The sequence below is a fragment of the Desulfuromonas carbonis genome (assembly GCF_054658035.1).
Genome location: NZ_BAAHXR010000002.1, coordinates 343,415 through 355,208 on the forward strand (window position 1 = coordinate 343,415; position 11,794 = coordinate 355,208).

General features: G+C 58.3%; 9 protein-coding genes and 1 tRNA gene. 4 read left to right on the forward strand and 6 right to left on the reverse strand.

All coding sequences use genetic code 11. From position 1 onward, the window contains the following. Positions 1-3 precede the first annotated feature (3 nt). From ACYQ8E_RS03865 to ACYQ8E_RS03880, 4 genes are all read left to right on the forward strand, one after another. Positions 4-1,311 (forward strand): phenylacetate--CoA ligase family protein, encoded by a 1,308-nt coding sequence (locus tag ACYQ8E_RS03865; RefSeq protein WP_459860143.1) that lies wholly within the window; start codon positions 4-6, stop codon positions 1,309-1,311. 29 nt (positions 1,312-1,340) lie between these two features. After that, a complete protein-coding gene (locus tag ACYQ8E_RS03870; RefSeq protein ID WP_066727199.1) occupies positions 1,341-1,772 on the forward strand; it encodes an ACT domain-containing protein in 432 nt (143 codons plus the stop codon). A 55-nt stretch (positions 1,773-1,827) separates the two neighbouring features. Beyond that, positions 1,828-3,129: a phenylacetate--CoA ligase family protein gene (locus ACYQ8E_RS03875; protein WP_066729771.1), complete on the forward strand. Its 1,302-nt coding sequence runs from the start codon at positions 1,828-1,830 to the stop codon at positions 3,127-3,129. Positions 3,130-3,242: 113 nt separating this feature from the next. Then, positions 3,243-3,319 (forward strand) — tRNA-Pro (locus tag ACYQ8E_RS03880). Between the two features lie 155 nt (positions 3,320-3,474). Here ACYQ8E_RS03880 and ACYQ8E_RS03885 read toward each other — a convergent pair. The 6 genes from ACYQ8E_RS03885 to carA all read right to left on the reverse strand — a co-directional run bounded on the left by ACYQ8E_RS03885 (position 3,475) and on the right by carA (position 11,759). Beyond that, positions 3,475-3,894, reverse strand: a complete 420-nt coding sequence (locus tag ACYQ8E_RS03885) for a hypothetical protein (RefSeq protein WP_066727200.1) — start codon at positions 3,892-3,894, stop codon at positions 3,475-3,477. A gap of 408 nt (positions 3,895-4,302) precedes the next feature. Then, positions 4,303-6,456 carry an ATP-dependent DNA helicase RecG gene (gene recG / locus ACYQ8E_RS03890; protein WP_066727202.1) on the reverse strand — a complete coding sequence of 718 codons (2,154 nt, stop codon included), beginning with the start codon at positions 6,454-6,456 and terminating at the stop codon, positions 4,303-4,305. Between the two features lie 13 nt (positions 6,457-6,469). After that, the gene (locus ACYQ8E_RS03895) at positions 6,470-6,670 is read right to left on the reverse strand and encodes a DUF1858 domain-containing protein (RefSeq protein ID WP_066727204.1); all 201 of its coding nucleotides are present in this window, start codon (positions 6,668-6,670) and stop codon (positions 6,470-6,472) included. Positions 6,671-6,729: 59 nt separating this feature from the next. After that, positions 6,730-7,206 (reverse strand): transcription elongation factor GreA, encoded by a 477-nt coding sequence (gene greA / locus ACYQ8E_RS03900; RefSeq protein ID WP_066727206.1) that lies wholly within the window; start codon positions 7,204-7,206, stop codon positions 6,730-6,732. A gap of 94 nt (positions 7,207-7,300) precedes the next feature. Continuing rightward, on the reverse strand, positions 7,301-10,558 hold the full coding sequence (gene carB / locus ACYQ8E_RS03905) for a carbamoyl-phosphate synthase large subunit (protein WP_066727208.1): 3,258 nt from the start codon (positions 10,556-10,558) through the stop codon (positions 7,301-7,303). A 64-nt stretch (positions 10,559-10,622) separates the two neighbouring features. Next, a complete protein-coding gene (gene carA, locus ACYQ8E_RS03910; protein ID WP_066727210.1) occupies positions 10,623-11,759 on the reverse strand; it encodes a glutamine-hydrolyzing carbamoyl-phosphate synthase small subunit in 1,137 nt (378 codons plus the stop codon). Positions 11,760-11,794 lie beyond the last annotated feature (35 nt).

An 11,794-nucleotide genomic window follows, 5' to 3' on the forward strand; every position in this document is an offset into this window, starting at 1 on the left:
GCGATGTTCTGGAATGACGAGTTCGAAACCCTCCCGCGGGAGGCGCTCGAACATCTGCAGGTCAAGAGGTTGCGACAGACCGTCGAGCGGGTCAGTGCCACGGTCCCTTTCTACCAGGAGAGCTTTCGCAGGGCCGGCGTCCGTCCCGACCAGATCCGCAGTCTTGACGATCTGCGGCGGCTCCCCTTTACGCTAAAACAGGACATGCGTGACAACTACCCGTATGGCCTGTTCGCCGTTCCTCTGGAACAGATTGTTCGCATCCATGCTTCGAGCGGTACCACCGGCAAACCGACCGTGGTCGGCTACACCCGGCGCGATATCGAGACCTGGGCCGAGCTGATGGCCCGTTCCTTCGTAGCGGCCGGTGCCCACCGCGGGGATGTGATCCATAACGCCTACGGTTACGGACTCTTTACCGGTGGCCTGGGGGCCCATTACGGCGCCGAGACCCTCGGTGCTTCGGTCATCCCCATGTCCGGGGGGAACACCAAAAAGCAAATCATGATCATGCAGGACTTCGGTTCCACGGTCCTGACCTGCACCCCTTCCTACAGCCTTTACCTGGCAGAAGCGGCGGCGGAAGAGGGGATCGATATCCGCAAACTCAAGCTGCGGGTCGGCATCTTCGGGGCCGAACCCTGGAGTGAGTCGATCCGCCAGGAGATCGAGAACAAGCTGAACATCAAGGCGATCGATATCTATGGTCTTTCCGAAATCCTCGGACCCGGGGTCGCGATTGAATGTATCGAGGCACAAAAAGGCCTGCATATCTGGGAAGATCATTTCATCCCCGAGATTATCGATCCTGACAGCGGCGAAGTTCTGCCGGTCGGAGATCGGGGGGAGCTGGTGATCACGACCATCACCAAGGAGGGGATCCCGATGCTCCGCTACCGGACCCGGGATATTACCCGCCTGATTCCCGAACCCTGCATCTGCGGTCGTACCCACCTGCGTCTGGAGCGCATGAGTGGCCGTAGCGACGACATGCTGATCATCCGCGGGGTCAATGTGTTTCCGTCCCAGATCGAGAGCGTGCTGATGACGATCGAAGGGATCGAGCCCCATTACCAGTTGATCGTCGATCGCGACGATAAGCTCGACACCCTCGAAGTCCAGGTCGAGGTCAATGAACAGACCTTTTCCGACGAGATCAAGGTGTTGCAGGATTTGAGTAGCAAAATTCGCAAGGAAATCAAAGACCTGCTTGGAGTTACCTGCAAGGTGCGGTTGGTTGAACCGAAGACCATCGCACGCAGCGAGGGGAAGGCCAGGCGCGTCGTCGACAACCGTCCCCCGCAGAGCTGAGTCGTTCCCTGTCCGGAAGGAGGCGCTTTATGAAGGTCGAGCAGATTTCCATATTTATTGAAAACAAGTCGGGTCGCCTGGCAGAAGTTACCCGGATTTTAGGAGCATCCGGTGTCAACATCCGGGCCCTCTCTCTTGCGGACACTTCGGATTTCGGGATCTTACGGTTGATCGTCGACCGTGTCGATCTCGCCAAGTCGGTCCTCAAGGCCGAAGGATTTACGGTCAGTAAGACCGAAGTGGTGGCGGTCGAAGTTCCCGATCGACCCAGCGGCCTGTTCAGCATTCTCGAAATCCTCGACCGGGGCGAAGTAAACGTCGAATACATGTATGCCTTTGTCGAGCGCTGTGGCGAGAACGCCGTCATCATTTTCCGGTTCGACAATCCGGAGGAGGCGATCCGGGTGCTGGTTGAGAATGGGGTCAATGTCCTGGAAGGTGAGCGGGTCTGCTTGATGTAGAGCCCGAATTTCTATGGCCGAATCAAAAGTTATCGATCCGGAGTTGGCGGGAGCTTTGCGCATCTGGGATCCCGTCCATGAGTGCATGAGCCGCGAGGAGCTCGAACTTCTCCAGTTCACCCGCCTGCGTGCCACCCTCGAACGGGTCTACCAGAACGTTCCCTGTTATCGGCAGAAGTTTGACGCCCTCGGTATCGTTCCTACCGATCTGTCTACTCTTTCCGACCTTGTCAAGTTCCCCTTCACCGACAAGGAAGACCTGCGGCAGAACTATCCCTACGGCATGTTTGCCGTGCCGCTGCGGGAAGTGGTTCGCATTCATTCTTCCTCGGGAACGACCGGTAAGCCGACGGTCGTCGGTTATACCCGCTCCGACTTGAACACCTGGACCGAACTGGCGGCGCGTTTCATGACCGCTGCCGGTGTTACCGAGGACGATATCGTCCATGTCGCCTTCGGTTACGGGCTTTTCACCGGGGCCTTTGGTCTTCATTACGGAGCCGAGCGCATCGGCGCCTCGGTCATCCCGATGTCGAGCGGCAACACCGACAAGCAGATCATGATCATGCAGGACTATCGATCTTCTGCGCTGGTCTGCACTCCTTCTTATGCGATGACCATCGCCGACCGCATGGAGAAGCTCGGTATCGATCCAGGAACCCTGAACCTGCGGGTGGGGCTGTTCGGGGCGGAACCCTGGAGCCAGGAAATGCGCCGAGAGTTGGAGGCGCGTCTCGGCATCATTGCCACTGACAACTATGGTCTCAGTGAAGTGATGGGGCCGGGGGTGGCCGGTGAATGTTTTTATCGATGTGGCATGCATATTTTCGAGGATCATTTCATTCCTGAAATCATTGATCCGGATAGCGGTGAACGCAAGGGGCCGGGGGAGGTGGGGGAACTGGTGCTGACCAGCATCACCAAGGAAGCCTTCCCGATGATCCGTTACCGGACCCGAGACATCACCCGCCTTGATTACGTTCCCTGTGAATGTGGCCGAACCCATGTCCGCATGGCCAAGACCATGGGACGTTCCGACGATATGCTGATCATTAAGGGGGTGAATGTCTTCCCGACCCAGATCGAAGAAGTCCTGTTCCAGGTTGAAGGGTGTGAGCCCCATTATCAGCTCGTCGTCGACAAGGTGGGTGCCATGGATGTCCTGGAGGTCCATGTCGAGGTCAACGAGGGGATTTTCTTCGATGAAATGAAACGCCAACGGGCGTTTGTCGACCTTGTCGAAAAGCGGCTGGCATCGACCCTGGGGGTTGGCGCCAAGGTTAAGCTGGTGGAACCTTCATCGATCACACGCCATGAAGGCAAGGCGCAAAGAGTGATCGACAAGCGTCCACGGTAATCTGTATCTTATTGAAAACTCTTGGAAAGTTTCCTTCGATTTTCATTTTGAACGGGTTAGTTTCTCCTTGACAAGCGCAAGCAAATTGTTGATAATCGCGACTCGTTGATTGACGGGGCGTAGCGCAGCCTGGTAGCGCACCTGCATGGGGTGCAGGGGGTCGGAAGTTCAAATCTTCTCGCCCCGACCAACGAACGAAAAAGGGATCGGCTTATGCCGGTCCCTTTTTCGTTGGATAAATTGCCGACTGCCAGATATGCCCTCAGGCGAGCGTTCTCCTGTCGGTTGAGGGTTGAGTATAGGTTCAGATGCCGGGGGTTTCGGAAAAATGCAGATTGCCGGTAATCATTTCCTTGCCGGGGAGAAACGGCCACCGCGGTCACACTCGACCAGGGTGATCCGCACCAGGTCAGCCGAGCGCCAGGGGTGCTGATCGGCGCGCAGCTCGGCGGCGATGCTCTGAATCGCTTCTTTGCGGATAAGTCCCTGGGAGGTGTAGCGGTCGAAGGCATCGACTACGCGGGAGCGGTAGGCGGCAAGGGTTTGCTGCGCCTGCTGATTCAGCGCATAGGACTTGGCGCGTTGTTCGGCCTGAGCGATGGTGGTCTTGTTCTGAACGGTGGTGAAGAAGCCGACGAGAGTTTGGAGGAAGCGGCAGTAGTCGCGGACCAGATCGGCGGGAAGGTGAATGGTGACGGCCACCAGACCGTCATCGAGAGGGGTTACTGAGAGGTGATCGAGCAGCTGGGGGCGAAGGAGGCTCACAGGGGGCCTCCTGCCGGGCTACCTAAAAACCCTAGGTAACATAATATATCTTATGCGACGTAAAATAATGACACTGCTGATCAGGAGAAGTGGCCGAGGGGCACCAGGACGGCACCCCTCCGTTGAGGTCAAAGGGCTTAAGCCACCGCTGTTGAGTGTCCGGAGAGACAATGGCCAACCTTGACCGCACCGATAGCGCATGGGGACAACCGGGGAGGCCGGTGGATGTGGAGTTTCGTCCGATCTGCTTCTGTCATGCGATCCGGTTGCCTATCACTAGGAAACCATTGGCGCTCCTGGCTAAGGTTCACCAAAAGCTAAAGTAAAATATTAAATAACTTAAAAACAAAGGAAAAACTTTTACATGAGAATGGTTTCCAGAAATGACTTGAAGTATTTTTTGGCGATCTAGCCAATGTTCGCCAGCTCGAGACGGCTTCCCCAACGTTTTACGAGTTCCTGCCGGAGCATGTCATAGGCAGGATTGGTGAGAAACCCCTTCTCACTGACAAGATCAAAGGCGTCTTCTCTTGCTTCTTCCAGCACTCGTCCATCTCGAAGCAGGTTAGCCACTCTGAAATCTGGAAGTCCTGCCTGTCTGGTACCGAGGAACTCTCCTGGGCCACGAATTTCGAGGTCTGCTTCAGCAATCCGAAACCCGTCACTCGACTCCTCCAACACCTGAAGGCGCAGCCGCCCCTCTTCACTGCAGCGGTTGGACCGAAGGAGGATACAGGAACTTCTTGCGGACCCCCGCCCTACCCGGCCCCGCAATTGATGTAACTGCGCCAGGCCAAAACGTTCAGCATGTTCGATCACCATCATCGTCGCATTGGGGACGTCAATACCCACCTCGATCACCGTTGTGGCGACCAGAACCTGAATCTCTCCCGCCTTGAACGCTTTCATTACGGCCTCCTTCTCTTCGGGTTTCATCCTGCCATGAAGGAGGCCGAGGGACTGTTCGGGAAAGACATCGCGATCGAGCATTGCTGCGGCTTCGGTGGCGGCCAACAGGTCGCTCTTTTCACTCTCTTCGACGAGTGGATAGACGATATACGCCTGATGCCCTGCGGATATTTCTTCTTTTAGGCGCTGATAGACCCTGGGCCGAGCCGCTTCACTGAGCACCTGGGTCCTGATCGGGGTGCGGCCTGGTGGCAGTTCGTCAATCACCGACAAGGCCAGATCGCCATACAGGGTTAAGGACAGAGTGCGGGGAATCGGTGTAGCAGTCATTACCAGAATGTGCGGATTTTCACCCTTCTTCCGCAGAATTCCCCGCTGGCGTACCCCGAAGCGGTGCTGTTCATCGACAATTCCGAGGCCGAGGCGTTTGAACTCGACTCCTTCCTGGAGGATGGCATGGGTTCCTACCAGCATGTGCAATGATCCGTCCGCAATATTCTGCAGAGTTTTACGTCGATCCCTGGCTGGCTTGGAGCCGGTAAGCAGGGCGACTCTCAGGCCGAGAGCTTCGAGCCAGGGATGGAATTGCAAAAAATGCTGCTCAGCAAGAATTTCGGTCGGAGCCACCACCGCCACCTGGGTGTCGTTTTCGAAAGCAAGCAGGGCCGCCATCAGGGCAACAATGGTCTTGCCGCTGCCGACATCCCCCTGGACCAGCCGGTTCATGGGGTGAGGCGCCATCAGGTCGTTCTTGATTTCGCCAAGCACCCGGCGCTGGGCATTGGTTAACCGGTAAGGCAAGGCCTGGGCAAGCTGTCGGGTGTAGCGGTGGGTGACCTTGAAGGGAATGCCCGGTTCAAGAACCACCCCCTGGCGTTTCAGGGCGAGGCCGAGTTCGAGGAAAAAAAATTCGTCGTAAACCAGAGTACGGCGAGCCCGGCCCCTCCCCTCTTCCAGTTCTTCAATGCGGGATTCAGTGTCTGGCCAATGGGCCAGTTGCACTGCTTCGGCCAGGGGAAGCAGCCGGCGTTTCTGGCATAAGCGGGTGGGGAGTCGCGATTCGACCCGCGGGGCATAGCGGTCGACGATCTCTTTCCAGAGCTTGCGTGCGACTTTCTGGGAAAGCCCCTCGGTCAGGGGATAGACCGGCAGGATGCGACCAAAATTGAGGGGATCGGCGGCCAGCAATCCCTCCACAGTCTGTCCCGGCGGAAAAAATTCGATCTCGGGGTGATGGATTTCGCGGGTCATTCCAAAGCGCTTGACCTCGCCGATGATCAATAGCCGGGTGCCGGGGGTGAATCGCTGCTTCATCCAGTCGCGGCGGTAATGAAACCATTTCAGAACCAGTTGCCCGGTGCCGTCGCCAACCACGACTTCATACAGCCGCTTGCGACTTCTGGCGGTCTGGGTCTCGGCGGCGGCGAGAATTTCAGCGGCGAACACCTGCTGAAACCCTGGTATTAACTGGGCGATTTTTTTTAATTCCCGGCGATCTTCGTAGCGGTGCGGAAGGGTGTAAAGCGCATCCTCAACTGTCTGGAGGCCTATTTTGGCAAGTTTTTTCTGCAGATTGAGACCGACTCCCCTGACTTCGGTCAGGGGAGTGGCAAGGGGATCAATACTATGGGGGGACGGAGGGTTCGGGGGCATCTCCCCTCCCCGTTCAGGCAAAGATGGCGTTCAGGTCGCGCAGGATATCCTGGACATCCAGGCCGTGGGCCATGGCGCCCTGCTCAAGGGTTTCGTTCATGGCCCCCATGCAGCCGACGCAGCCGAGATGATATTTGCCAAGAACCTTGGCAACCTCGGGGCTCATCTTCAGCACCTGGTGAAAGGTCATGTCCTTGGTGATCTGGTCTGCCATGGCAGTCACTCCTGTCGTTGGAAATCGGGAACAACCTCGATTCTCGGTCGCTCCCGGCGCTATTCGTACTTGATGTCGATCAATTCGTAAATCTTGATCCCCGAGGGGACCTTGATCCGGACCTCATCGTCGAGACGATGGCCGATCAGGGCCTTGCCAACCGGCGAGGTGACCGAGATCTTGCCACCCTTGATGTCGGCTTCGTCCTCACCGACGATCTGATAGGTTACCTCGTTGCCGGAATCGGCGTCACAGAGGGTGACGGTGGCCCCGAATACGACCTTGTCTGATTCGAGTTCGGCGGGATCGATAACCTGGGCCCGGGCAATCTTGTCGTTGAGTTCCTTGATGCGTCCCTCGATGAACCCTTGACGATCCTTGGCGGCATCGTACTCGGCGTTCTCGGACAGGTCACCGTGGCCACGGGCCTCGGCGATGGCCTGGACGACCGCCGGACGGTCGACGCGGATCAGGCGTTTCAGTTCTTCCTGAAGGCGCTGATAGCCTTCACGGGTCATGGGAATCGATTGCGACATGTCGTTTATTCTACCTTTAGACCGGAAAATCTACGGGCGGGTTACCCCGCCCGTTTGGCTCGTAGCAGCATGTATTTGTTCAACATAATCAAGCTTAACGGCTCGGATAATACTCTTGAAGCGGTTTTACGTCAAGCATTTCTCGACTCATGGCCAGAATTCCATCCACCGCTGCTTTCATGCCTGCTACGGTGGTGAAGTAGGCGACACTGTACATCAGCGCCGAACGGCGGATCGAATAGGAATCGGCGACCGACTGGGCACCAAAGGTCGTATTGAATACCATTGAAATTTCATGACTTTTAATGGCATCGACACAGTGAGGCCGCCCTTCCTTGACCTTGTTGATGGGCGTACTCGCAAGCCCCTTCTCGGCGAGGAAAGACGCGGTCCCATGGGTGGCGACGATTTCAAAACCCGCCCCGATCAGCTGGGCGCAGGGCTCGAGAATATATTTTTTGTCACTGTCTTTGACGCTGACGAAGACCTTGCCGGAGAGGGGCAGTTTCACCCCGGCGCCGAGCTGGGCCTTGGCGAAGGCCTTGCCGAACTCCATGTCGATCCCCATCACCTCCCCCGTCGACTTCATCTCCGGACCGAGCAGGGTATCGACCCCGGGGAACTTGGCGAAGGGGAAGACCGACTCCTTGACGGAAACGTGTTTCGGTACGATATCGCCATGAATCCCAAGCTCCTTCAGAGATTTACCTGACATCAGGCGGGCGGCGATCTTGGCCAGGGGCCGGCCGGTCGCCTTGGAGACAAAGGGGGCGGTACGGCTGGCGCGGGGGTTGACTTCGAGCAGGTAGATCGTGTCTCCCTTGACGGCGAACTGGATATTCATCAACCCGATGACCTGGAGTTCCAGGGCCAGGGCCACGGTCTGACGCCGGATCTCCGCGATCAGTTCCGGTTTCAGGGAGAAGGGTGGCAGGGCACAGGCCGAATCGCCGGAGTGGATGCCGGCCTCTTCGATATGCTGCATGATGCCGCCAATGACAACTTCCTCACCATCGGCGAGGGCATCGACGTCAACCTCGATCGCCTCTTCAAGGAACTTGTCGACCAGGATCGGGTGCTCCGGAGAAGCATCGACCGCATGTTTCATGTAGGAACGCAGCTGGTTGACATCATAGACGATCTCCATCGCCCGGCCACCAAGGACGTATGAAGGGCGTACCACCACCGGGTAACTGATACGATCGGCGACCTTTTCTGCCTCCTCGAAGGAACGGGCCAGGCCATTCTCCGGCTGGCGCAGGTCGAGCTTGTGCAGCAGGGCCTGGAACCGTTCCCGATCTTCGGCACGGTCGATGGCATCGGGACTGGTACCGATGATCGGGACGCCTGCTTTTTCGAGGGCAACGGCCAGCTTCAACGGCGTCTGGCCGCCAAACTGGACGATGACACCGAAGGGTTTTTCGATGGCGACGATTTCGAGGACATCTTCCAGCGTCAAGGGCTCGAAGTAGAGGCGGTCCGAGGTGTCGTAGTCGGTAGAAACAGTTTCGGGGTTGCAGTTGACCATGATGGTCTCAAAGCCGTCCTCAGCGAGGGCAAAGGCGCCATGGACGCAGCAGTAATCGAACTCGATCCCCTGCCCGATCCGGTTTGGCCCGCCGCCGAGGATCATGATTTTTTTGCGGTCGGTCGGCTGCGCCTCACACTCAGTCTCGTAGGTCGAGTAGAGGTACGGCGTAAAGGCCTCGAATTCGGCTCCGCAGGTATCGACGCGCTTGAAGACCGGGCGGACGCCAAGGTGGTGGCGCAGGCTGCGGACATCCTCCTCGGTAACGCCCCACAGCACCGCCAGGCGCCGATCGGAGAAGCCCAGCTGCTTGGCCTCCCGCAACAGCTCCGTGAAGTCGGCATCGGCCCTGGCCACCTCCCCTGCCCTTTCCACCAGGACCAGTTCGAAGTCGATAATCTGGCGGATATTGTGCAGGAACCAGGGATCGATCCAGGTCAGTTGATGGATTTCGGCATTGGAAAAGCCCGCCCGCATGGCGTCTGCCAGATACCAGAGCCGGTCCGCGTTAGGAATGCGCAGCTTGCTGCGCAGCAGGTCGAGTTCTTCTGCCGAGAGGGCGCGGCGGTAATCGTCCGGCGTGGCAAAAATCCGGCTCTCGAAGCCATGGGAACCGATCTCCAGGGAGCGCAGCGCTTTTTGCAGGCTCTCCTTGAAGGTGCGGCCGATCGCCATGACCTCGCCGACCGATTTCATCTGCGTCGTCAGGGTCGCGTCGGCCTGCGGAAATTTCTCAAAGGTAAAGCGCGGAATCTTGGTGACGACATAGTCGATGGTCGGCTCAAATGAGGCAAAGGTTTCCCGGGTGATGTCGTTGGGAATCTCGTCAAGGGTGTAGCCGACCGAAAGCTTGGCGGCGATCTTGGCGATGGGAAAGCCGGTCGCCTTGGAGGCGAGCGCCGAAGAGCGGGAGACGCGCGGGTTCATTTCGATGACCACCAGGCGGCCGTCCTGAGGGTTGATCCCGAACTGGATATTGGAACCGCCGGTTTCAACGCCGATTTCGCGGATGATCTTGATCGAGGCGTCACGCAGGATCTGGTATTCCTTGTCGGTGAGGGTCTGCGCCGGGGCGACGGTGATCGAGTCGCCTGTGTGGACCCCCATCGGGTCGAAGTTCTCGATGGAGCAGATGATGACGACGTTGTCGGCGAGGTCGCGCATCACCTCGAGTTCGAATTCCTTCCAGCCGATGACCGACTCCTCCACCAGGATTTCATTGGTCGGCGAAGCGTCGATGCCGGCAACAGCCATGGTTTCGTATTCTTCCCGGTTGTAGGCGATGCCGCCGCCGGTGCCGCCGAGGGTGAAGGAGGGGCGGATAATGGCCGGAAAGCCGACATGCTCGATGATGTCGATCGCTTCCTGGTAGTTGTGAGCGAGGCCGCTGCGCGGCACGGCGATGCCGATGCGCTCCATCGCCTGCTTGAAGAGGGTGCGGTCTTCCGCCATCTCGATGGCCGGCAGCTTGGCGCCAATCAGCTCGACCCCGTACTTTTCGAGGGTGCCGTTTTTGGCGACGGCTACCGCGGTATTGAGGGCGGTCTGGCCACCGAGGGTGGGGAGCAGGGCGTCGGGCCGTTCTTTTTCGATGATGCGGGCCAGGACCTCCGGGGTCACCGGCTCGATATAGGTCCGGTCGGCGAAGTCCGGGTCGGTCATGATCGTCGCCGGATTGGAGTTGAGGAGAATGACGAAGTAACCTTCTTCTTTCAGCGCCTTGCAGGCCTGGGTTCCGGAATAGTCGAATTCGCAGGCCTGGCCGATGACGATCGGCCCGGCACCGATGATCAAAATCTTTTTAATGTCTGTACGTTTAGGCATCGGATTACTTTCACAATTATAGGTGAGGGGTCGAAGGTGGCGATCCCGGGAGTTCCCTCCCCGGCTACTTTTCCCCTTTTGTCTGCTGCGCTTTTTCCATCATCGTGATAAAGCGGTCGAAGAGATAGTGGGCGTCGTGGGGACCGGGTGACGCTTCCGGATGGTACTGCACCGAGAAGGCCGGCAGGCTCTTGTGGCACAACCCTTCGACGGTGTTGTCATTGAGGTTGATGTGGGTGGTCACGGCGGCACTGTCGATAGAGGCGGCGTCGACGGCAAAGCCATGGTTCTGGGCAGTAATCTCCACATCGTGGCCGTCGCCGCGGCGCACCGGCTGGTTGCCGCCGCGGTGGCCGAATTTCAGCTTGTAGGTACTCCCCCCCAGGGCGATGGAGAGGAGCTGATGGCCGAGGCAGATGCCGAAAAGCGGGACCTGCCCGAGGAGCTTGCGGATATTCTCCTGGGCATAGACGATCGGCTCCGGGTCGCCCGGACCGTTGCTGAGAAAAACGCCGTCGGGCTTCATCGCCAGGACCTCCTCCGCCGGCGTGTCGGCGGGGACCACGGTCACCGCGCACCCTGCCGCGGCCAGGTTGCGCAGGATGTTGCGCTTGATCCCGAAGTCGTAGGCGACAACCTTGAAGCGCGGCTTCCCGGTCACCGCCCGGTAGCCGTCAACCAGATCCCAGGTCCCTTCCTCCCACTGATACGGTTTGGCGCAGGTAACCTCCCGGACCAGGTCGCGGCCGACAATGGAAGGGGCCTGCCGGGCCTTGGCGACCAGGCTCTGCGGGTCGAGGTCGGTGGTGGAGATGATCCCGGTCTGGGCTCCTTCGTCGCGGATGTGGCGCACCAGCGCCCGGGTATCGAGGCCCTGAATGCCGACAATGCCATTCTCCTTGAGATAGGCATCGAGGCTCATCTTGGAGCGCCAGTTGCTGGGGAAGTCGCTCGCTTCCTTGACGACAAAACCGGAAAGGTGTGGCCGCGCCGATTCGACATCCTCGAGATTGATGCCGTAGTTGCCGATCAGCGGATAGGTCATGGTGACAATTTCACCGGCATAGGAAGGATCGGTAAGGATCTCCTGGTAACCGGACATGCTGGTGTTGAAGACGACTTCGCCGGTCACTTCACCGGGGGCGCCGAGGGCCTTGCCGACGAAATATTTGCCATCGGCCAAGGCAAGGATTGCTTTCATGCTTCCGGATCTCCTTAAGGTAATATCTGGGGAAT